Here is a 23,056-nt window from a genome sequence, read left to right on the forward strand (position 1 = left end):
AACGAGGATATAAATATGGGTATTAATATTCCCAAAGAAACGCCAGTGAATGCGGGGCAGAATATATTAGAAGTCGGACAGAACAAAATGGAGCTTGTTGATTTCAGACTTTTTAGTATTAATGAGCAGCCCAATGCGGTATTTGACAAAATTATAAGCAATAAATCAAAAGCAGGTTTGTCCGATTTATCCGATTCTTCACGCAACGACGGTTCGTCAGAACAGCAAGGTTTAGCATCCGATAAAAGCGGCTATTCCAGAGAAAGCAGCTTAAAGCTTTCGTTGGAGGAATACGGAGACGAAATAAATGAAGGAATATACGGAATAAATGTAGCCAAAGTCATTGAAATCATTAAAATGCCGGAAGATATTTCTGAAGTTCCCAATAGTAATGAATTTATAGAAGGAATGTTTAATCTGAGAGGTTTTGTTGTTCCTTTAGTTAATCTGCCAAAATGGATGGGGTTAGCGGAACCGGAAAATTTAAAAAAGAAAAATTTTAAAGTTATTATTACAGAATTTAATAAAGTCAAAGTCGGCTTTATTGTCCATGAAACTACAAGAATAAGGCGTGTGTCGTGGGTTGATATCAATAAAACTGAATTGTCGTCAGTTTCTCAAGAAGATTCAAAAGTTACCGGTATAATAAAAATAGAAAATGATGATTTGCTTCTTTTGTTAGATTTTGAATCTATCGTTGATGAACTTGGATTTTATAAAAAAGAGATAGGTGAAATAGATGCGGAAAAGAAGGAGATTGCAAGCGATATAAATGTTCTTATAATTGACGATTCTTCAACCGCAAGAAAAATGGTAAATAACGCCCTCTTGAAAGAAGGGTTTAAAACAATTATGGCGGAAAACGGAAAAGAAGCGCTTGATGTCGTCTATTCAGGAAAATATAATATTAATGCTATAATCTGCGATGTTGAGATGCCGGTCATGGATGGTTATACTTTCACCAAAACTATGAAGGCTGATGACAAGTACAGAGATATACCAATCATAATGCATACTTCCCTCAGCGGAACGGAAAACGAATCTAAAGGTAAATCCTCCGGTGCCGATTTGTATATTGTTAAATTTGACCCTGTTGAATTCAACAAAGCAATTAAGACAGTGCTAAAATTAGATTGATATTATAGAGAATAGATATAATAGCGAATAGAGGGCTATTTATTTTGGAAATAAAAAAGCGTGTTTTTTTTATAACAGGAACAGATACGGATGTCGGCAAAACATTTGTGAGCTCCTTAATAATTAATGGCTTAAAATATTACGGCAAAAAAACTGGATATTTGAAGCCTATAGAAACAGGGGTTAAATTAAATTGCGACGGCTCAAAGAAATATATTGACAGTTTTTTTGTTAAAAAACAATCAGATATAAAGGAAAGTTTAGAGGAGATATGTCCGTTTACTTTTGAACATCCTTTATCTCCGCACGCTGCAGCTAAATTTGAAAATAAATCGATTTGCATTAAAGATATTTTGTATAGTTTTTACGATTTGCAGAGCAATTACGATATTTTAATAGTTGAGGGAGCCGGAGGTATGCTTGTGCCGCTTAAAAAAGGGCATTTTATGATAGATATTGCCAGATATATAGATGCTGAAGTTATAATAGTCAGCAGAGCAGGTCTTGGAATGCTGAACCATACGTTACTGAGCATTGATTATGCTAAAAATAACAATATTAAACTTGCAGGCATTGTTATAAATAATGCAAGAAATGAAACAGATGAAAGCGTATTCTCAAATAAAGAGGTGTTGAGGGAATTTACCGATGTGCCGATAATCGGAGATATTCCGTATTTTTCGGTTGATGAACGGAAAAATTTTATCTATTTAAAAGCATTGCTTTTAAATTATATAGATTTTGACAGTATATTATGATAAAATAAACTATAAGGTCGGAGTGTCATCATGCTGCTGCTCGAGTTGAGAGCTGTGGCTTTTTCATTTAACTTTTTAGTTGTTTTTTCACTTTACTTTTATACTATATTTTGCAGATAAATGTATGTTCATATTTTTCTATTGCTATTACAATAAGGATTTATTATGAAATTTGGAAGATTTAGGCATAAAAAAGGGGAGATGAAAACATATTACGGAACGTTATCCCCTGAAGGAACATTCGTCAACGTCATAGAAGACTTTGATTTTTGCGATATTGATTATACAGGCAGACAGTATGAATTAACCGAGCTTGAATATTTGCCTCCTGTTCAGCCTACTAAAATTGTCGCTGTCGGTTTAAATTATAAGAATCATGCGCAGGAAATGCAAAAAAAATTACCGGAGGAACCTCTTCTTTTTATTAAACCGTCATCCAGTATTATACCTCATCTCGGCAGTATAGTAATGCCGGCTGCTTCAAAAAGGGTTGATTATGAATCTGAGCTGGCGGTAGTTATAGGTAAAACTGCAAAAAATGTTAAAAAATCAGACGCTAAAGATTTTATATTCGGTTATACCTGCTTAAATGACGTCACGGCACGGGATTTACAGGCTAAGGATATTCAATATACCAGAGCTAAAGGATTTGATACTTTTGCTCCTGTAGGTCCTTATATAGAAACAGAAATAGACAATCCCTCTAATCTTGCAATTAAAGGCTATTTAAATGCGGAATTAAAGCAATCTTCTAATACGTCAGACCTCATATTCAGCCCTTTTGAATTAGTTGAATTTGTCTCAGGCATTATGACGCTTTATCCGGGGGACATTATTTCTACCGGAACTCCCGCAGGGATTGGGACGTTAAATCACAAAGACATATTTGAAATTGAAATAGAAAATATCGGCACATTAAAAAACTTCGTAGAATGAAATTAAACGAATCAAAACGAAACGCATAAATAATCTAAAAATGCCTCAGAAAACAATATTTTTAAAATTGTTAACTAATTAGGAGAAGATAATACTGATGAAACATACAGACGCTGCTGACCAAAGTTCATTTAAATTTTCTGAAAGACTAAATAAGCTTCCCATTTATCTTTTTGCCGAGATTGACAGGCTAAAGCAGGAAGTTAAAGCCAAAGGGGTAGATATTATCAGTTTCGGTATCGGCGACCCCGATTTGCCCACGCCAAAAGCTATCGTGAATGTATTGAAAGAAGAAAGCGAGATAGATATAAATCAAAAGTATCCTTCCTATGAAGGTCTTTTAAAATTCAGAGAATCTGCCGCAAATTGGTATAGTAAAAGATTTAACGTTTCGTTGGACCCGCAAACGGAGGTTCTTTCTTTGATAGGTTCAAAAGAAGGGATAGGGCATCTTCCTCTGGCTTTCGTTAATCCCGGAGATATTGTTCTTGTTCCTGATCCGGGTTATCCTGTTTATAATGCCGGAACTATTTTTGCAGGCGGTATTCCTTATGTTATGCCTCTTAAACAGGAAAATGATTTTCTGCCGGATTTTTCTATAATTCCTGAAGACGTGCTTAAGAAGGCTAAGATTATGTTTTTAAATTATCCCAATAATCCTACTTCTGCTAAAGCCGATAAGTTTTTCTTCAATGAAGTGGTCAAACTTGCAAAAAAATATAGTTTTATAGTAGCGCATGATTTTGCATATTCTGAAGTGTTTACGGGAGATACCGAGCCTGAATCGTTTTTATCCGTCAAAGGAGCAAAAGACGTAGGTATTGAGTTTCATTCCCTTTCTAAGACATTTAATATGACAGGATTCAGAATAGGTTTTGTTTGCGGAAATAAGCAAGTTTTAAGCGGACTGGGAGCGGTAAAGACGAATATGGATTCCGGCGTGTTTCAGGCAATTCAGCTGGCAGGCGCATACGGTTTAGATAATGAACTTGAAGTTATTAAAGAGAATAATAAAATATACAGAAAGAGAAGAGAACTTCTTATTGAAGGACTTGAACATCTCGGTTATGATGTTTATAAATCAGATGCAACTTTTTATGTATGGACAAAAGTTCCTGCAGCAGGCGTATCATCGAAGGATTTTGCCATGTCGCTGCTTAACGATAAAGGAATTGTCGTAACCCCCGGCTCAGGTTTCGGCGAGTACGGCGAAGGATATATAAGATTCTCGCTAACCATAAGCGAAGACCGTATAAAAGAAGCTCTTGAAAGAATGGCATAACTGACATTACAGCGTAAATACAGAACATAAATACAAAGTATGCAAATAAAAGCATAAATAAAATACAAAGTATAAATATAAAAAACATAAATACAAAGTATAAATATAAAACATCACATGGATGTTTATCTGGGTTTAGGAAGCAATTTAGGCAACAAAGAAGTCAATTTAATTAATGCTATTTCATTAATAAATTTAATAAAATTAAATAACGGAGGAGTTTTAAAATTAATTAAAGCTTCGAGGGTATATAAAACTTCTCCGGTGGGTTTTAGCGAAGATGAATGCAAAAAAGGTGTTATTCCTGTATTTTTAAATTGCGTTGTTCTTTATAAATATGAAAATAAAATTGATAATAACTGCATCTGCAGCGACTACCTTACTACCGGCAGCAGCTATTCTGATGCCAAACCTAATCAATCGGCACTTAATTTAAGCAATGACTATCTTACCGACAGCGACTGTTCTGACGATAACAGCTGGATTATTAAAAGCGCTGAAATTTCTGAACTTGATGATAATGATAAAATAATGACAGATTATGCTCATCGTGATTACGAGAATATCGGTAGTGATTTGTTATTTAAAATTAAAAATATTGAGAAACTGATAGGCAGGAAGTTTGATTATAAAAATGAAGGCAAGGATTTATTTATTAAATATCGTCCAAGAGAAATAGATATCGACATACTTCTGCTTGACGAAAGGATTTTTTCGCATCCGCATCCTCCTGTATTAAATATACCTCATAAAGAGTTAAAAAATCGTAAATTTGTTTTGCAACCATTATTAGATATAGATGAAAACATCACCGACCCATTAACTAAAAAATTATATAAAAATATACTCTCCGATTTTATCGAAACAGAAGAAGGCAAATCTCAATTCATTGAACCATACGGTGTTTTCAGCGATAACTATTTAATGATTAATAAGATATAAGTTATAACAACAAATAATTTAGACAAATAAATAATTAAGTAAGCAATTAGTAACTAACTAAATAAAAAAAGAACTTAATAATCAAAGAAATCTAATTGAGATCTCGCGTAAACAGCTGCTCATATTAATATTAAGACAATATATTATTGTTTCCTGTAAACGCCTATAGCCTTGACAGCCGTTCTATTTGTTATACTTAAACTATATATAAACATAACTATAAATGCGATAGTCCCAATTAGATTAAGATAATTTTTTATAATCAAAATAATTAAAATAATCAAATAATAATTATAAAATTTTAGAACGCTAACGAGCGACTAGCTTCTCTTCGCAAACTACTTTATGCGGCAGCTTTTGGTCATACATTGAAATGAGACCTCTTTTGACCTCCATCATTTGCGGTTCTAAAGACCCGAATCTTTCAATTAAAAATTGAGCAGCTACCTGCGGTTTAATTATATCCCCGCATGTAAAAATATCAACCGCAGCGTAATCATACTCAGGCCATGTATGAATAGACAGATGCGACTCGGCAATTATGACCATTCCGCTGATACCGAACGGATTAAATTCGTGAAACTTATGTTCTACTATTGTAGCTTTTGCATTTACCGCAGCATCAAGCATAGCTGTCTCTACAAATTGTAAATCAGCAAGAATATACGGCTTGCATTTTTTTAACTCCAAAAGCAGGTGTATCCCAAGAGAATTCATTTTTTTTCAACCTCCATATACATTATATTAAAAAATAAAAGCACGATTTTTTATTATATTGCATACAGATAAAAATGCAAGAAGAATTTGTTAAAAAAATATATTTTTTTAAGTTTTTTAATTTAAAACAATAATGCTTCCGGCAACGCCGTTAAGTTTTCCGTTAAATCTTAATAGTCTGACGGGATTATATGAGCCGGAGTTTGGATTAATTTCATATAGTGTTTTATAAAAAATGCCATGTTTTAAAACGTTGTTGATAAAAAATAAATCTCCGCTGCTGTTTTCAGATAAATTGCCGATATAGCCTCTGATGCTTGCGATATTTTTTACAGACGGCTTAACCGTATTTTCATATTTGTTTGCATATTTGTGTTTTAGATAGCGCTGTTTAATTCTTAGCCTCAGTATATTATTATAAACATATCCGTTGTGAAAGGAATGTTTTAGCGCCCATAAGGTATTTTTATATCCGGAGACTATCGGCATTGTTGAAGAGAATTTACCAGAAATTGCATATAAACGCTTAATATATTGATTGTTTAATCTTTTATTTAAATATTTGTTTTTAATTTCTTCAATATAATTTACAGCGCTCCCGTTTTTAAATTTTAGTCCGCTCAGCAGCAAATTACCGTTTTTATCGAAAGTCAGATAAGAAACATAGTTTTTAAGCAGCATTTTTTTCTGCAGAGACATAGTATGATTATTATTTATTTTAATTTTGCACAAGTAATTATTGAATGTATTTTTAGCGTATGAATATAAATACGAAATGACCCATAAGGTATTATTTCTATTGTTTACAGCAAGATTGCTCAGTATTCCTGAATTTCTCTGTTTTATAGTCAAACATTTTTTTATATCGGTTTTATTAAAATTTTTTGACAATTTTGATAATGAGTAAACGCTTCTGATATATGTTCCTTTTAGATTTCTAACATCGGAGAAGAATAATTTATTTTTTTTACCGGATGCTTTAGACAGTATATCTATTTTTCCGCCGTAGTTAATTCCGCTGGTGAGTATAACTTTTTTAAAAAAATTATAGCCGGTGTTATTTCGGTTTGTTTTAAATTTAAAATAAACTAATGAGGTAACCGGCACGTCTTGAAATGTCATACTGTTGTCGACATATATAAACTTTAATTTTAAGGGCATATCAGGCATATCTGAGCTATTCTTTCTATAGCTATCAATAGCAGGATAAGCAAAATCGGTATTTTTATGAAGGTGTCTGCTCTTATTCTTATTCTTATTATTCTTATTCAGTAAAGAGATCACCTTTATAGAGTTTCTTTTATTAAGTAAATAATATTTTAAGAAATTTTTATCAGGTATAAAATTTTTAATTTTTGGATGCAGGTAATTTTTTTGTTTAAAAGCCGGTTTAATATGCGTATTTTTAATCACATCTACCATTGTGCCGTAGTTTATCTGTTTCCAGATTATCCACGCATTTCTTAAAGGAAGTTCTAAGCAGCCTAGGCTTTTATTGATGCCGTACATGCCTCTCGGAAATCCGTGTATTGCTTCTCCAAAATCAAAATAGTTTATAAAAGGAATATTTTTATCGTCATACGGCTGATGCCAAGGCGTTTTGCCCGACATAGTGGCTTCAAAATAGCGTTCGTAGACCGGAAATATCCCGTTGTATGTCGGCGCATCGAAAACACCGGTATTAACAAATGAAACTAAAATATTTTTTCCGTTTTTCCATAAATGCAGTGTTTTTGGAAAGGTTTTGTCAGCCCATACGACGGTCAAACCGTATTTATTTGTTTTATGATTTCTTAAATCTTTAAAAGCAGTTTTCCATACATTTTCATTAATTCTTCCGGTTATCCTGAGTTTGTTCTGATGCTGAAAATTCATTGCAGCGCCTTCCAATATAGCTGAAAAGTAATCCGGTTTCCAATCTTTTATAAAACTATCCGGCAGATTTTTCCAGCGCCATTTCCATCTGCAATATCTGTTATGTTCATATTTAATATAGATATAATTTTTACCGATGTCGGCGGCGCTAAAGGGAATACATTCTATCGGCAGATAATTTAACTTAGACATTATTACGCTGAATAAATTATTTCCTTTTCTATATATGCCGTGATAAAGATAGGGATATATAAAATTAGCCGGCATAGTGATTTTTAAACTATTTCTATGTCTGTATATATTATTAATACCATTGGTTTGCGGTTTGATTATACTCTTATTGTCGGTAGAAGCAGTATGAACGGCAGCGTCAGTCTGCTTAATTGTTGTTTCAGTTAAAGATTTTGCAGATTTTATTTTAAATATCGAAAGCGTAAAATTTTTTAAAGGAACGAATATGTTTTTCTTAAAGGTATATCTGAGTGGTTTATTGAGCATGAATGCAATAGAAGAGCCTGTTAAAAAAAATATTATAAAAATAAAAATAATTATAAATAATTTTTTTTTAATATTTTTCCGATTGTTGTTCATTGTCGATATCGCTCAGCGCCATTATAATTTTTATTTGTTTTTATTTATTATTATTTACTGCTATTATCATTTAATTTTAAATATATTTACTACCTTAGACAATTCCGAAGCCAATTTCGAAAGTTCGTTTGCTCCTATTTTTACCTGTGCTGCGCTGGATGTTGCAGATTCTTGAGACTGCAAAATACTGTCTGACGATGCGGATATTTCTTCTGTTGCGGTTGACTGTTCTTCGGCAGCCGTTGCAATTAGCGTTATCATATCTTTCAGCTTAACGGAAAGCTCTTTAATTTTATTAATTTGGATGCCTGCATTTTTAGCAACGTTTACACCGTTTTTAACTTCTTCTTTTCCATAACTCATTGATTCAACAGCCTTTGAAGTATCTTCCTGAATAGAAGATATCATATTAGTTATCTCTTTTGTAGCTTTTGTTGTTCTTTCGGCAAGTTTTCGCACTTCATCGGCAACTACTGCAAATCCCCTTCCCTGTTCTCCAGCGCGTGCCGCTTCTATAGCTGCGTTTAAAGCAAGCAGATTGGTCTGGTCCGCAATTTCATTAATAACGGCGATAATCTCTCCTATTTTTTGAGAAGATTCGCCAAGTTTATTTATAACATTTGCAGCATTATCTACCGATTTTTCAATAGATGTAATTTCCTTAATAACATTTTGAACGGCACTATAACCTTCTTCGGTGGCTTTTTGTGTATAATCGGCTTCCTGAGCGCCATTGCTGGAATTTTTCGCAATTTCGACAATTGCAAGGGTTAATTGTTTAATGGATTCAACTATCGATGAACTGTTTTTTTTCATATGGTCTATCGCGTTTTCAAGTTCTGAAGACGATGCGTTCAATTCTGTGCTGGAGCTTGACACCGATTCTACGGCTTGAGTAATAGAACTTACATTGTTGGTTAGCGAGTCTATCAATATATTAACGTGACTTACGAGCAGACCTATTTCATTTTTAGGATTTACGTTTATTTTTATTTTAGTTCTTAAATCTCCTTTCGCAACTTCGCCTATTTTATTTGTTGTGCTTATTAATTCTTCAATTAAGAATTTTTTAAAATAATAGCTTATTGCAAGTAATAGAAGCAATGCAAAGATTGGGAGAATTACAAAGAAATCAATAAGCATTTTAATTTTAGCGGCAGATTTTGCAGCTATTTTTTCTTTTACGAAGTTCAGGTTGGCAATTATGGCGTCTATTTTTGTTTTAAAATAATCAGGATTAATCGTCGGTCCTATTTTAATCGGATTTTTTAATAGCTTAACCATATTAGGTCTGTATGATGCCATAAATTTTTTGAGCTGGAGCATTTTAAGATTAATCTGTTTGCTTGAAGATTTTTTTAGATATTTCTTTTTGACGCCAAAAACTGTTTTAAAATTTTCATGGCTGAATCCTGTTGTAAATCCATTTATGGATAATGTGTTGTCAACGCGGGCTTTTTTTATCGCATTTCTTAAATCAAATATTTTTTTATTTATTACAGATGAATTAAATGTCTTCTTTTCTAATTTTGCTATTTTTAAATCTTTTTGTCTGAGTTTAGAAAGATATATTATACCGATAGTATTTCTCTGAACTTTTAGCAGAGAAGATATCGTCGAACCTATAACAGATTGTGTATAGGAGTAATTTTTAAAAGAATCGATGTATCCCATAATTACAAAATTGCCTATTAGAATTACTACAAACATCATTATTGCTGCAAAATATAATCTTGATTTAAATGTAGCAAGCATTTTGTGAGCACCCCTCTAAATATAGATATAGTTAATTGATTGATATATAATGCCGATAAGATAATTAGATTTTCTAATCATATTGCGCCTATTTTTATTCCGGATATCATTATTATTATAATAAGAATGACAAAAATTAATAAATATGTGAGATAAATCTGTTTTTTAACTTTTACCTTTTTAATTTTTAAAAATATGAATGAACCTGTAAATGTAATTAAAAAACTAAAAAAAAATACTACGCCGGCTATATACAAATATAAAAATACTTTATCCATAATTAATTGTTAGAATTTATTAGAATATATTATTAAAATATTGCTTAGATGCAGTTTTATTTTATTTTTTTGTAATTGAAACAGTATTATAATACATTGAATACGGAAATACAAAGATATTTATTATTTATATTTTATATTAACATTAAAAGAGATAAATTAAAATTATTATGCTAATTTTGTATTAGTATAATTTTATTTTATCATTATATTAATTAAATATTTAATTTGTGTTAATGAAATAAAAGCTATATTAATTAAACATCTAACTTGAATAAAAAAAGTATTGACTTTATTTAAATAACTTATTAATATTTAAAATTGTGCCGATATAATATATAATGGAAAGTATGATTATTTTTTATATAAATGTTAAATGTTTTTATTGTTTAGAAAATTTAAAAATATATATAAAGAAGCAGAAGCAATGGAAACAAATAAAAAGGAATTAAATAAATAAACTGAGGGTTATATAGTTTTCACGATATAAATATAAAAATATAATATAAAAAGGAGGTGAATGAATAATTATGAAAAAAATTACAGGTATTCTTATTATTATTTTAGGGTTTGTTGCGCTTAATGCGTCAATAGCTTTTGCATCTTCAGGCGCTTCGCTTTTTAGTTCGGAAGGATGCGTAGCCTGCCATACTATTAACGGCAATGGCGGCTCGGTTGGACCTAATCTTTCTCATGTAGGCAGCACAAGAAGCCTTTCATGGATTAAAACCCAGATTACAGATCCATCGGCTCATTTTGCATCGGGAAGCACTGCTACAATTAACGGAAAATCATTTATGGCAATTATGCCGGGCCATAAAAGCATGTCAGCTGCAAAATTAAATGCATTAGCCGGCTATCTTGAATCATTAAAGTAAAAAGTTAAATCATTAAAGTAAATCATTAAAGTATTAAACCAAAAAATGGGGGGAAATTCAAAATGAAAAAATTCTTTTCAAAATTAATCAAATCAAAAATTTTAACCGCTTCGGTTTTAAGTTTAGGTATTCTTACATTCACATCGACAATGGCTTTCGCAGCCACCGGTCCGCAGCTTTTCAGTTCTGACGGATGTATTGCCTGCCATACTATTAACGGCAAAGGCGGTTCAGTCGGACCTAATCTTTCTCACGTAGGCAGCCAGAGAAGCCTTTCATGGATTAAAACCCAGATAGTAACGCCTGGTGCTCATTTTGCATCTGGAAGCACCGTTACAATTAACGGCAAATCATTTATGGCAATTATGCCTAATCATAAAAGTATGCCGAAATCACAGGTAAATACTTTAGCTGCTTATCTGGAATCTTTAAAATAAAGAACTGTGTGAAAATCGACGGCTGTAAATCTTTGTTGTATGGATATATCAATTATTTAAAATAAACAATTATTTTAATTTAGCAATTATTTTAAATTAGAAAGCTTGTTAAAATTTTTGTATTTTATTAATTTTTGAGAATTCAGTTTTTTTATATTTTTTGCACGCAGCAATGCAGGCAAATTTTTTAAATGCTTAGAAGATTGACATTGTTATGCTTTGTTTAATCTTCTAAGCATTTTTTTTTATTTTTTTACTTACCTGCTTACTTCTTTTTATTTGTTTTGCCGCCTTGCGTTAATTTAATTAAGTTAAATTAATTTTATTTTATATAGAAGCTCAATGTATTTTTTATCTATCTATCTATCTATCTATCTACTTACCTACTTTTGCCGTCTTGCGTTAATTTAATTCAGTTAAATTAAATAAATTTGATTTTAATTAATTTAATTTTATAGATAAATTCAATTATTCTTTGCTTAAATTCTATAATAAACTTTTTTATTGATTTTTTTATTGATTAGATTGGTTCGATAATCTATAATAAAAAGTAAGTGGATTAAGTTAATAAAAATCATAAAAGGAATAAAATATTATGGAATCAGCTCTATCTGAATCAGCTTCGCAAACTTTGTCTTCAAAGCCTGACTTATCTTTAATAGACAAAAAGATTCTAAATATTCTGCAAACCGATTTTCCTATTTCAATCAGACCGTTCCAGAAAATAGGTTCAGAGCTTGAAATAACCGAAGAAGAAGTAATAAATAAAATTATCAACTTAAAACAGGCAAAGGTAATCAGACAGATAAGCGCAATATTTGACTCGCATAATATAGGATACAAAAGCACGCTTGTTGCCTTCAATGTTCCGCAAGATAAAGTTGAAAACGCTGCATCCGTTATCAATGCCCATAACGGCGTCAGCCATAATTATCTCAGAAATAACCTATATAATATATGGTTTACTATTACGTTGCCACCGGATAAAGATTTTGATGAAGAAATAGGGCTTATCGCAAAGAACGCTAAAGCGGAAGATTATCTTATTCTTCCTACATTAAAGCTATTTAAAATAGGCGTCAATTTTGATATGACCGGAGAAAGCGAAACGTCATCTCCTGTAAATGCCGATGCTAATAAGAATTCCAAATTTAAATATTTTTCTCAGGATGATGCCATAGAAGATTCTAAAATAAATATCAGCGAATTTGAAAAAAATTGCATAAGAGAAGTGCAAAAAGATCTGGAAATTGTGCCTGAACCTTTTAAAAATGCGGCTTCAAATTTAAATATTTCTCAGGAAGAGCTTCTGTCTCAAATTGATAAATTTATTGCTGAAAAAAAAATGCGCAGGTTCGCTTGCGTTCTGCATCACCAAAAAGCAGGATTCAGTTATAATATAATGGGGATATGGAAATCAAAAGAAAATGAAGCCGATAGAAACGGAAAAATAATGTCTTCAATAAATGAGGTTTCTCATTGCTATCTGAGACCTGTATATCCGGGTAAATGGGAATATAATATTTTTACTATGATTCATACAAAAAATAAAGAAGAAGCCATTAATGCAATGAATAAAATTGCTGAACTCACCGGCATAAAGGATTATGACAGTTTAATAAGCACAAAAGAATTTAAAAAGGTAAGGGTTAAATATTATGTATAACATATTAATTAAATTAACAAAATATGTTCGCTATGCTTATTTTTCGAACATTATATCGGGTGAAAATTAAATAAATGTTTAATTCTACCATTTTAATATCGGAATACTTTTTATATCCTCTTATCTTATGTTCCATTATCGGTCTTGCAATAATAATTGAAAGACTATACGGTCTGCGAAAGACTAAAATATTTCCTCAGGATTTAATAGTTAATATTGAAGATGCTTTAAAAAAAGGCGATATAGAAAGAGCGAGGGGGTTTTGTTCAAATTCTGCGACACCTTTGACGAGGGTTTACCTCTCAATAATAGAAAATTATAAAAATTCTATAGATACGGTCAAATTAGAAGTAGAAGAGGCAGGGAAAAGGGCTTATTCAGAACTTGAAAAAAATTTGGAAGGTTTAAGCGCAATTACGACTATAGCGCCGCTTCTCGGACTTCTCGGTACCGTTGTTGGAATGATTAAAGCTTTAAGTGCAGTTTCTTACAGCAGCGGGATAGCGAATCCTCATTTGCTTGCGTTAGGCATATCTGAGGCATTATATTCCACGGCAATGGGTTTAATAATTGCAATTGTATGTTTTTTGTTTTATAAATATTTTGTTTCGAGAGCCTTTAATTACGCCGTAATAATGGAAGATATGGCATCTTCGCTAATATCAAAAATAAAAAAAGATTGAAAAAAGATTGAAAAACTAAAAATTAAAAAACATAAACAACAAAAATAAATATAATAAATCAGTTATAATTTAGTCTTAATATATTTAGTATATTATATATATGAAATTTGCAGAAAGAAAAAAACGCGACCCTATTATAAATGTTATTAATATGGTTGACGTCTTTTTGACTTTATTAATATTTTTTATGATGACTACAACATTTGCGAGCAATTCAGGAATTAAGATACGTCTTCCGAAATCGGGACTTCAGTCTTCCGCCGCTTCAAAAAAACCGATTACTATATATATTACAAAACTTGGCAATGTGTATTACAAAAAGAAAAAAATAACTTTAAAAAAACTTTCGGAAATTTTATCTTTTTTTAAAAAATCAGGAGCAAACCCGACTATTGTAATTAAAGCGGACAAAGCATCAAAAGTTTCAAGTGTCGTAGCCGTCATGAGTTCTGCTATTAAAAACGGACTTTATAAAATTGCTATAGCTACTAAAAAATAAAATACATTAATATATCTTGAGACACTATGATTTTATTAATCAGCTACGATACTGACAAGCTACTGAAAAATAAAATACATTAATATATTTCGATATACTATGATTTTATCAATTTGCTACGATATTGACGAGCTACTAAAAAATAAAATATATTAATACATTTCGAGGGTAAATAAATTGATAGATAGATATTCTTTGCCGGAAATTTCTAATATCTGGTCGCTAGAAAACAAATACAATGCATGGCTTCAAGTTGAACTTGCGGTATGTTCGGCTTATAATAAAATCGGCAGGATACCCGATAAATCATTAGAAAATATTTTAAAAAACGCAAAATTCGATGTTGCAGAAATTGAAGAAACTGAAAAAATAACAAAGCATGACGTCATTGCTTTTTTGACTAATGTTGCAAAATATGTCGGCGAAGATTCAAGATTTATTCATCTAGGACTTACATCTTCGGATATAGGCGATACTTCGTTTTCTCTATTATTTAGGCAGGCGCTTAATTTGAACCTGTCAAAAGCTAAGATTCTTGCAGAAAGTTTATTGCAGAAAGCCGTCAAATATAAATATACCTCTATGATGGGCAGAACTCACGGAATACATGCAGAGCCAATAACATTCGGTTTTAAACTTCTCATATTTTACGAAGAAATTAACAGAGGAATTGTCAGACTAAATAAAGCTATAGAGACAGTTTCATGCGGAAAACTGTCTGGAGCGGTGGGAACATTTGCAAATTTTCCGCCTGAGGTTGAAAAAATAGCGCTTGATATTTTAGATTTGAAACCTATTTTGTCAAATCAGGTAATTCAAAGAGATATATATGCGGAATGTTTCTACGCTATTGCCTCGCTTGGCGCTTCCTGTGAAAAAATAGCCCTTGAAATGCGGCACTTAATGAGAACCGAAGTCTCGGAAGCTGAAGAAGCTTTTTCTGCCGGACAAAAAGGATCGTCAGCTATGCCGCATAAGAAAAATCCTATTGTCTCCGAAAATATCTGCGGGCTTTCCAGAATATTAAGGTCAAATTTAATGTCGGCTCTTGAAGATATTCCCTTATGGCATGAAAGGGATATTTCGCATTCTTCGGTGGAAAGAATTATAACGCCTGATTCTACAATCTTAATGTATTACATACTGAATCAGCTTATTAATTTAGTTGACAATATGGTTGTACATGAAGACAGAATGCTTAAAAATATGCAGTTGACGAAAGGTGTTATTTTTTCGCAAAAAATTTTGCTTGCCATGATAGATAAAGGAATGCTCAGGGAAGACGCATATAAAATTGTTCAGAAACTTGCTCATCAGGCTATACAGACGGAAACAGAATTTGCAGTTCTGCTAAAAAATAATGACGATGTTCTGAAATATTTAAACGAAGCTGAAATAAACAATTTATTTGATATTAACTATTATTATAAAAATATTGATTTTATTTTTGAAAGGTCCATGTCATTATTTCCTTCTCCCGCGCCGGAAGGCAATGATATAATAAAAGCTACGGTTAAAGTTACACTTAAAGACGAGGTTCTGGACCCTCAGGGGAAGGCTGTTTTATCTGTTTTAAAATCGTCGGGATATGATAATATTGAAGATGTCAGAGTCGGAAAGCATATAGAATTAACTATTAAACAAAACAATAATATTAGTAATATTGATAAGGACAATAATAATATTATTGACGCCTATCACGGCAGTAATGATAATAGCGCTGCTAATGATAATATCGGCATCAACGGGTCAAGCAGAAATAATATGTCAGGACTGGACAAAAAAATGTTAAGCAAAGAATTAAAAGATATTTCTGAAAAGATATTGTCTAATCCTATAATAGAAAACTTTAATATTGAGATCAAATAGCTATGTTGCATTGATATAATGCAGCTGATGCAAAAGCTCCTATATATAATAGAAAACTTTAATATTGAAATTAATAATTATTTAGATAGACATTGAGACGATTAATTGAGTATTGGGCTAAATTTAATGGAAAATAAAAAAATAAACGCAGGCATTACTGTTTTCCCAGGTTCTAACTGCGATATGGATGTTTATTATGCTTTAAAGGATGTGTTTAACCTCAACGTTTCTTTTTTGTGGCATAAAGACGAATTTCATAATTTTAAAAATTACGATTTTATAGTAATACCGGGCGGATTTTCTTACGGCGATTATTTAAGAGCTGGCGCTTTGGCTGCAAGAAGCAGAGTAATGAAATCTATAAAAGAATATGCTGACGGCGGAGGCATTGTTTTGGGCATCTGCAACGGATTTCAAATACTTTTGGAATCAGGGCTGCTTAAAGGAGCAATGCTGACAAATAAATCTTTAAAATTTGAATGCAGGGACGTATATATTAAAAATATTTCCGGTAATAATTCCAATAAAAATAATAGCAGCAATAATAGTGGCAACAATTATAGCAACGGCAATAAAAACAATAGCGGCAACAATAATAATATCAATAAAAACAATAGCGGCAATAACAATAACCGCGAAAATCCGTTTACTTGTCTTATAGAAAAAGATGCTGTTTTGAAGCTTCCTATAGCGCATCATGACGGGAATTATTTTGCCGAAAATAATGAACTGGAAGATTTATTTTCTTCAGGTCATGTAGCTTTCCAATATTGTAATGAAGACGGAGTTGTAGCGGACGATTCAAATCCCAACGGTTCCTTAAAAAATATCGGAGGACTGTTTGGAGAAAATTTTAATGTGATGGGTCTCATGCCTCACCCTGAAAGAGCATCAGAAAAAATATTGGGAAGTAATGATGGAGCAAAAATATTTAATTCTATTATTTATTACATTAAAAATAAATAAATTCAGTTAAATTATCTTTATTAACATAAATTATATTAAATAAGCATTAAATAGGTATTAAATATGATAATTATATTTAATCAGTTTAACTATATTTAATTCTGGATTATTAAAGACAAACAAAAATATGATAATAACTGATGACAGCAGCACTGACAACAGCTATAAAAGCGATAATGACAGGTCAGGTAATTACATTGATAATGCAAACGCAAGCGCTTCTGTTCATTTGCCGGTGAGCAAAGATTATGCTCAATTCGGATTATCTTTTGAAGAATATAAAAAGATAAACGATACCATAAAGAGAGAGCCGGACGATTTTGAGCTGGGTATTTTTTCCGCTATGTGGTCGGAGCATTGCAGCTATAAAAGCACAAAAATACATCTTAAAAATTTACCGTCAAAAGGTGACGCCGTTATTATAGGTCCTGGAGAAAACGCCGGAGTTGTAAAATTTGACGGCGATTATGTTCTTGTGTTTAAAATGGAAAGCCATAATCACCCCTCTTTCATTGAGCCCTTTGAAGGCGCGGCGACCGGAGTAGGCGGAATTATGCGCGATATCTTTACAATGGGCGCAAGACCTATTGCAAATCTTAATTCCCTCAGATTTGGAAATTTTAATCATCCAAGAACGCCCTATTATTTATCTGAAGTTGTAAAAGGCATAGGGTTTTACGGAAACTGTATGGGAGTTCCTACCGTCGGCGGCGAGGTCGTGTTTGATTCATGCTATGATAATAATATACTTGTCAATGCTTTTACGATAGGAATAGCTAAAAAGGACGCTATATTTCTTTCATCAGCCTGTGAAGAAGGCAATTTTGTGGTGTATGTCGGTTCGGCAACGGGGATGGATGGAATCAACGGAGCTACCATGGCTTCAGGTGAATTTGATTCATCGAAAGCTAAAAAAAGAAGCACTGTTCAGGTTGGAGACCCTTTTACGGAAAAATTGCTGCTTGAGGCGTGCCTTGAGGCAATGGATAAAAAACTTATAGTTTCCATTCAGGATATGGGCGCAGCCGGATTAACGAGCTCTTCTTTTGAGATGTCGGAAAATAGCGGTAAAGGCATGATTTTAAATATGGATAAAATTCCGTTAAGGGCGGCAGGTATGACGCCGCTTGACATTATGCTTTCGGAATCGCAGGAAAGAATGCTTATTGCATGCGAAAAGGGAAAATATGATGAGCTTGAAGGGATATTTAAAAAATGGGATTTAAATTGCGTTATTATAGGCGAAGTCACTAAAGAAAAAACAATTCAGTTTATTTATAAATCTAAACCGTATCATACGCTGTCTGTAGAGGCGGTGGTAAACGGTCCGTCTTACGATAGACCGTCGGCTGTTCCGTTATATATGAAAGATATAAAACAATTTTTGCCGGATGAATACAGAATGCCTAAGAATTTTAATTCCGTTGCCGAAAGAATTATATCTCATCCAAATATTGCATCAAAACATTTTATTTACAGGCAGTACGATTATCAGATTGGAACAAATACGCTTGCAGGTCCGGGTTCATCTTGCGCAGTGCTGAGATATAAAGAATTTAACGCTTCGACCGATTCAATAAATTCGGCAAATCCCGCAGATTTAAGTTTAGATGATTTAACAAATCAGGCAGATTTAAGTTCCGGTTATCTAACAAATCAGGCAGATTTAAAGGCAGATTTAAGTTCCGGTATAATATTAAATTCAAACTGCAATTCAAAATATTGCTACCTTAATCCTTATAAAGGGGCAATGTTAGCTGTTATAGAATGCGCAAGGAATATTTCCGCATGCGGAGGAACGCCCGTTGCTATTACCGACTGCCTTAATTTCGCCAGTCCGGAAGACCCTGAAATTATGTGGCAGTTTAAAGAAGCCATAAGGGGCATAACGGATGCCGCCTTAAAATTTAATACCCCCGCGGTCAGCGGTAATGTCAGTTTATACAACGAAACAGCAGGAGCAGGGAAGATTTATCCTACTCCGGTAATTGCGATGGTAGGCTATATAGACGATGCCGGCAAAGCTATCAATTCAAATTATAAAGACGAAGGCGATAATGTTTACCTGCTTGGCAGGCTGTCCGGAAATCTCGGCGGGAGCTTATTTATGGAGCTTGTTCATAACGATTTTATGCAGGAACCGCTTTCTATTGATATGGACTATGAGTTAAAACTTCAGAGCTGCTTACGCGGTCTTATAGACGGGAAATTGTTAAAAAGCGCCGCTGATATCAGCGAGGGCGGTCTTTTTACGGCAGTAGCAGAACCGGCAATTTCATCAGATAAAAATTTGGGCGTAATTGCGGAAGTACATAGAGACGGACTAAGAAACGACATGATTTTATTTTCTGAATTTGAACAGGCTTTTATTATAAGCGCAAATCCTTCGAACGAACATAAGATTTACGAATTTGCAAAAAATGCAGGTATTGAAATTGAAAAAATAGGAATAATTGTAAAAGATATTATAAAATTTAATAACATAATAGAACTAAAAAGTGGTAAAATAAAAGAAAGGTATTATAACGCGGTAGAAAAATTATTTGGCAAGTAGAGATTTATGTATTAATTAATAAATAAATTTAATAAATACACTAAATAAACAATAAATTAACAATTGCTTAAGCGATTAACAAAGCAATTATGCCAATCGATAACATATTTTAGTTAAAAAAACAGAGAAAATGGAAGAAATCGACGAAGAGTGCGGAGTATTCGGTATTTATAATAATGAAGAATCCGCGAATATAACATATTTAGGATTATATGCGCTGCAGCACAGAGGACAGGAGTCATGCGGAATCGCTTCTTCTGATAACAGCAATATATATTTTCATAAAAATTTAGGTTTGGTCAATGATGTATTTAACGAAACCACCCTCAGTAAAATTAAAGGTAAACATGCTATAGGTCACGTAAGATATTCGACATCGGGGGAGACGCTGCTAAAAAATGCGCAGCCGCTTATTGCAGATTATTATTACGGTTCTATTTCCGTAGCTCATAACGGAAATTTAACCAATGCGAATGTTCTTAAAAAAGAATTAGAAGAAAAAGGTTCAATATTTTATTCAAGTTCTGACACCGAAGTAATTATACATCTGATAGCATCGTCAAAAGAGAGATTTTTAGTTGACAGGATTATAAGCTCGCTTGAAAAAGTCAAAGGTGCTTATTCATTTTTATTTTTGTCTGAAAATGAATTGATAGCCGCAAGAGACCCTTTCGGTTTTCGTCCGCTCGTCATAGGGGAACTTGAAGGCTCTGTTGTTTTTGCATCCGAAACATGCAGTTTAGATTTAATAAATGCAAAATATATACGCGATGTTAAACCCGGCGAAATCATTCTTGTCAATAGCGAAGGTATGAAAAGTTTTTTTCCGTTTGAAAAGAAAAAAAATTCATACTGTGTTTTTGAATTGATTTATTTTTCACGCCCCGACAGTATATACAACGGCAAATCAATTTATAAAATCCGCAGCGCAATGGGCAGACAGCTTGCCAGAGATGCATATATAGATGCCGATATTGTGATACCTGTTCCTGATTCGGGAGTTCCGGCAGCTCTTGGCTATTCTAAAGAATCCGGCATACCGTTTGAAATGGGTTTTACTAGAAATCATTATGTAGGCAGGACTTTTATAGAACCTAAAAGAGCAATAAGAAACTTTGGCGTAAAAATTAAACTCAATCCTGTTTTGGATGTCATAGAAGGAAAAAAAGTCGTAGTGGTTGACGATTCTGTCGTAAGAGGGACTACCTCTAAAAAAATAGTGGATATGCTTAAGGCGGCGGGGGCTAAAGAAATACATCTTCGTCTAAGCTCGCCTATGGTTTCTTCTCCATGCTATTACGGTATAGATACTCCGATCAAAGAAGAACTTATGGCGTCAAAATATTCTGAAGACGAAATAAATAGCCAGTTAGGCGCTACCTCCACAAAATTTTTAACTTTAGGCGGTTTAAGAAAAGTAGTGGGAAATGAAATTAATTTTTGCGAAGCGTGTTTTTCAGGGGCTTATCCGGAAGATATTGAATGTGAAAATGATTATTACGGTCAATTGAAATTATTCAGTAAAGAGATTATATAATTTTAAGACGCGAAAAAAAATAATAAAATAATAAAAATAATAAAAGACAAATTAATAATAAATAATAAGAATAATAATAAATAATAATAAATTAATAATAAATAATAAGAATAATAATAACTAATAATAAATAATCAAAATAATAAAAGGTAATGGATAAAAATAATAGTTTTGATTCAAATATATTGAATGTCAATAGCGGCGAAATAAGATTAAAAGTTTTAAATGCAATAAAAACATTATGCTACGAAAAAAAAGAATTTACCTTAGTATCCGGAAGAAAAAGCGATTTTTATATTGATTTGAGAAGAATTTCTTTTGACGGCGATTATCTCTATTATATAGGAAAATTACTGTATGGCGAGTTAACGGCTCTCAACGGCAGAATGCCGTATGACGTTATTGCGGGTGTTCCCGTAGGGGGACTGCCGCTGGTTGCGTCTATATTAATTGCAAGCTTTTTAGATAATAATCCTTTAAAATCTGTTGTTATCAGAAAAGAAAGAAAAGGATACGGAAAAGGCAATATGATTGAGCCTGTCCAGTTTCTTGGAAAAGATGCTAAAATAGTAATTATTGAAGATGTTGTTACCACAGGAGGCTCAATTTTAAACGCCGTAAATAACGCAAGAAATGAAGGTTACATAATTAATAGCGCGGTGTGTATTGTGGACAGGGAAGAAGGCGGCAAAGAAAATTTATTGGAAAACGGTATCAGCTTAGTTTCTCTTTTTACAAGGGCTGATATATTGCTGCCGCAATAAATAAAATTGCAAAAAACTCAAATATAAATCAAGATATCACAGAAAAATGCTGATATATTGCTGCCGCAATAAATAAAATTGCAGCGCCTGTCTAAGTTTATTTTTTTATATTATTATCAATAATAACTGCTATGAATAAAAAACCATATTTTATATTATTTGCAATTTATGTAACTATTTTTTTTGTTCTTTCCGTAACTTTATCCGGCTGCGCGCTTGTAACCAACAATAATTCAGAATACGGCAAAAACAGAATAAACAGTGAGATTAATAATAGCAATAATAAAATCAAAGGCGCGGCAAATCGTCAAAAAGTTACATATTATAATAATAGCTACGCCGGTGTGCTGAATTATTTTACTAAAAAAACTGATGCTTATAATTTTGAAAATTTAAGCACTATAATGTATTTACGCGCAACATATTTTAATAGACAGTTTGTATTTGCTTATGCAAAGAAATACGCAAAATATTATATGCTGAACAGAAAGGCTTTTAAGAAAATGCTGCACAAATTATACAGCAAATCAGACAAACATATAAAATTTTTTATATCAGTGTTTACTCCGCAAAGCAAGTATAACAATTTTAATTCGAGCCGTTCTATATGGATGATATATCTTGCTAATAATAAGAATGAGAATGTTTTGCCTTTAACGATTAAACCTGCGGAACAAAAAAGAGCCTTTTTAAAAGCTTTTTTTCCTTATATTACAAAATGGTCAAAACAATATATTGTTGAGTTTCCAAAATATTACAACAAGAAGAAAAAAGAACTGCTTATAACGAAACACACAAAATGGATTAAACTTATTATTCTCGGCGTCAAAGGAAAGGCGGTTTTAAAATGGGATTTGCGCTCTAATTAGATGATTAAATTATAAAAATTGTAAATTATTGAAGATGAAATTATAAAATATTTAATTAAAATA

General features: G+C 32.4%; 18 protein-coding genes and 1 pseudogene. 16 read left to right on the forward strand and 3 right to left on the reverse strand.

Annotated features, from left to right (window positions below; all coding sequences use genetic code 11):
• The first annotated feature begins 15 nt into the window (after positions 1-15).
• The 5 genes from EVJ46_09695 to EVJ46_09715 all read left to right on the forward strand — a co-directional run bounded on the left by EVJ46_09695 (position 16) and on the right by EVJ46_09715 (position 5,055).
• Positions 16-1,137 carry a chemotaxis signal transduction protein CheV gene (locus tag EVJ46_09695; GenBank protein RZD15783.1) on the forward strand — a complete coding sequence of 374 codons (1,122 nt, stop codon included), beginning with the start codon at positions 16-18 and terminating at the stop codon, positions 1,135-1,137.
• Positions 1,138-1,148: 11 nt separating this feature from the next.
• Positions 1,149-1,895 carry a dethiobiotin synthase gene (gene bioD / locus EVJ46_09700; protein ID RZD15784.1) on the forward strand — a complete coding sequence of 249 codons (747 nt, stop codon included), beginning with the start codon at positions 1,149-1,151 and terminating at the stop codon, positions 1,893-1,895.
• A 165-nt stretch (positions 1,896-2,060) separates the two neighbouring features.
• Positions 2,061-2,831: an FAA hydrolase family protein gene (locus EVJ46_09705; protein RZD15785.1), complete on the forward strand. Its 771-nt coding sequence runs from the start codon at positions 2,061-2,063 to the stop codon at positions 2,829-2,831.
• Between the two features lie 97 nt (positions 2,832-2,928).
• Positions 2,929-4,113: an LL-diaminopimelate aminotransferase gene (locus tag EVJ46_09710; protein ID RZD15786.1), complete on the forward strand. Its 1,185-nt coding sequence runs from the start codon at positions 2,929-2,931 to the stop codon at positions 4,111-4,113.
• Positions 4,114-4,230: 117 nt separating this feature from the next.
• Positions 4,231-5,055: a 2-amino-4-hydroxy-6-hydroxymethyldihydropteridine diphosphokinase gene (locus EVJ46_09715; protein ID RZD15787.1), complete on the forward strand. Its 825-nt coding sequence runs from the start codon at positions 4,231-4,233 to the stop codon at positions 5,053-5,055.
• Positions 5,056-5,364: 309 nt separating this feature from the next.
• Here EVJ46_09715 and speD read toward each other — a convergent pair whose 3' ends face one another.
• From speD to EVJ46_09730, 3 genes are all read right to left on the reverse strand, one after another.
• Complete coding sequence (speD, locus tag EVJ46_09720; GenBank protein RZD15788.1) at positions 5,365-5,772, reverse strand: adenosylmethionine decarboxylase; 408 nt, start codon at positions 5,770-5,772, stop codon at positions 5,365-5,367.
• Positions 5,773-5,889: 117 nt separating this feature from the next.
• On the reverse strand, positions 5,890-8,238 hold the full coding sequence (locus EVJ46_09725; GenBank protein RZD15789.1) for a hypothetical protein: 2,349 nt from the start codon (positions 8,236-8,238) through the stop codon (positions 5,890-5,892).
• A gap of 66 nt (positions 8,239-8,304) precedes the next feature.
• Positions 8,305-9,993, reverse strand: a complete 1,689-nt coding sequence (locus EVJ46_09730) for a methyl-accepting chemotaxis protein (protein ID RZD15790.1) — start codon at positions 9,991-9,993, stop codon at positions 8,305-8,307.
• Positions 9,994-10,801: 808 nt separating this feature from the next.
• On the opposite strand from EVJ46_09730, the gene EVJ46_09735 reads away from it, so the two are divergent.
• The 11 genes and pseudogenes from EVJ46_09735 (at position 10,802) to EVJ46_09785 (ending at position 22,993) form a co-directional block, all read left to right on the forward strand.
• Positions 10,802-11,149 carry a cytochrome c gene (locus tag EVJ46_09735; protein RZD15791.1) on the forward strand — a complete coding sequence of 116 codons (348 nt, stop codon included), beginning with the start codon at positions 10,802-10,804 and terminating at the stop codon, positions 11,147-11,149.
• A 62-nt stretch (positions 11,150-11,211) separates the two neighbouring features.
• Positions 11,212-11,586, forward strand: coding sequence for a cytochrome c (locus EVJ46_09740; GenBank protein ID RZD15792.1), 375 nt, complete (start codon positions 11,212-11,214; stop codon positions 11,584-11,586).
• 595 nt (positions 11,587-12,181) lie between these two features.
• Positions 12,182-13,252, forward strand: a complete 1,071-nt coding sequence (locus tag EVJ46_09745; protein RZD15793.1) for an Lrp/AsnC family transcriptional regulator — start codon at positions 12,182-12,184, stop codon at positions 13,250-13,252.
• Between the two features lie 74 nt (positions 13,253-13,326).
• Positions 13,327-13,935, forward strand: a complete 609-nt coding sequence (locus EVJ46_09750) for a MotA/TolQ/ExbB proton channel family protein (GenBank protein RZD15794.1) — start codon at positions 13,327-13,329, stop codon at positions 13,933-13,935.
• 100 nt (positions 13,936-14,035) lie between these two features.
• A complete protein-coding gene (locus tag EVJ46_09755; GenBank protein RZD15795.1) occupies positions 14,036-14,434 on the forward strand; it encodes a biopolymer transporter ExbD in 399 nt (132 codons plus the stop codon).
• A gap of 177 nt (positions 14,435-14,611) precedes the next feature.
• Positions 14,612-16,303, forward strand: a complete 1,692-nt coding sequence (locus EVJ46_09760; protein ID RZD15796.1) for an adenylosuccinate lyase — start codon at positions 14,612-14,614, stop codon at positions 16,301-16,303.
• A 141-nt stretch (positions 16,304-16,444) separates the two neighbouring features.
• Positions 16,445-16,825, forward strand: a pseudogene (locus EVJ46_09765) (phosphoribosylformylglycinamidine synthase I).
• A 571-nt stretch (positions 16,826-17,396) separates the two neighbouring features.
• Positions 17,397-19,823, forward strand: coding sequence for a phosphoribosylformylglycinamidine synthase subunit PurL (gene purL / locus EVJ46_09770; GenBank protein ID RZD15797.1), 2,427 nt, complete (start codon positions 17,397-17,399; stop codon positions 19,821-19,823).
• A 130-nt stretch (positions 19,824-19,953) separates the two neighbouring features.
• Positions 19,954-21,360: an amidophosphoribosyltransferase gene (locus EVJ46_09775; protein ID RZD15798.1), complete on the forward strand. Its 1,407-nt coding sequence runs from the start codon at positions 19,954-19,956 to the stop codon at positions 21,358-21,360.
• Positions 21,361-21,512: 152 nt separating this feature from the next.
• A complete protein-coding gene (gene pyrE, locus EVJ46_09780) occupies positions 21,513-22,124 on the forward strand; it encodes an orotate phosphoribosyltransferase (protein RZD15799.1) in 612 nt (203 codons plus the stop codon).
• Between the two features lie 131 nt (positions 22,125-22,255).
• Positions 22,256-22,993: a hypothetical protein gene (locus EVJ46_09785; GenBank protein RZD15800.1), complete on the forward strand. Its 738-nt coding sequence runs from the start codon at positions 22,256-22,258 to the stop codon at positions 22,991-22,993.
• Positions 22,994-23,056: the final 63 nt, after the last annotated feature.

The sequence above is a fragment of the Candidatus Acididesulfobacter guangdongensis genome, from assembly GCA_004195045.1.
Taxonomy (GTDB): Bacteria; SZUA-79; SZUA-79; order Acidulodesulfobacterales; family Acidulodesulfobacteraceae; genus Acididesulfobacter; species Acididesulfobacter guangdongensis.

Excerpts from the sequence above, each read along its gene's own strand:
- EVJ46_09755 (RZD15795.1), top strand. The coding sequence starts at position 14,036 with ATGAAATTTGCAGAAAGAAAAAAACGCGACCCTATTATAAATGTTATT.
- EVJ46_09735 (RZD15791.1), top strand. The coding sequence starts at position 10,802 with ATGAAAAAAATTACAGGTATTCTTATTATTATTTTAGGGTTTGTTGCG.
- EVJ46_09775 (RZD15798.1), top strand. The coding sequence starts at position 19,954 with ATGGAAGAAATCGACGAAGAGTGCGGAGTATTCGGTATTTATAATAAT.
- EVJ46_09725 (RZD15789.1), bottom strand. The coding sequence starts at position 8,238 with ATGAACAACAATCGGAAAAATATTAAAAAAAAATTATTTATAATTATT.
- EVJ46_09730 (RZD15790.1), bottom strand. The coding sequence starts at position 9,993 with ATGCTTGCTACATTTAAATCAAGATTATATTTTGCAGCAATAATGATG.
- EVJ46_09705 (RZD15785.1), top strand. The coding sequence starts at position 2,061 with ATGAAATTTGGAAGATTTAGGCATAAAAAAGGGGAGATGAAAACATAT.
- EVJ46_09715 (RZD15787.1), top strand. The coding sequence starts at position 4,231 with ATGGATGTTTATCTGGGTTTAGGAAGCAATTTAGGCAACAAAGAAGTC.
- EVJ46_09745 (RZD15793.1), top strand. The coding sequence starts at position 12,182 with ATGGAATCAGCTCTATCTGAATCAGCTTCGCAAACTTTGTCTTCAAAG.
- EVJ46_09710 (RZD15786.1), top strand. The coding sequence starts at position 2,929 with ATGAAACATACAGACGCTGCTGACCAAAGTTCATTTAAATTTTCTGAA.
- purL (RZD15797.1), top strand. The coding sequence starts at position 17,397 with ATGATAATAACTGATGACAGCAGCACTGACAACAGCTATAAAAGCGAT.
- EVJ46_09785 (RZD15800.1), top strand. The coding sequence starts at position 22,256 with ATGAATAAAAAACCATATTTTATATTATTTGCAATTTATGTAACTATT.
- EVJ46_09695 (RZD15783.1), top strand. The coding sequence starts at position 16 with ATGGGTATTAATATTCCCAAAGAAACGCCAGTGAATGCGGGGCAGAAT.
- EVJ46_09750 (RZD15794.1), top strand. The coding sequence starts at position 13,327 with ATGTTTAATTCTACCATTTTAATATCGGAATACTTTTTATATCCTCTT.
- EVJ46_09740 (RZD15792.1), top strand. The coding sequence starts at position 11,212 with ATGAAAAAATTCTTTTCAAAATTAATCAAATCAAAAATTTTAACCGCT.
- speD (RZD15788.1), bottom strand. The coding sequence starts at position 5,772 with ATGAATTCTCTTGGGATACACCTGCTTTTGGAGTTAAAAAAATGCAAG.
- pyrE (RZD15799.1), top strand. The coding sequence starts at position 21,513 with ATGGATAAAAATAATAGTTTTGATTCAAATATATTGAATGTCAATAGC.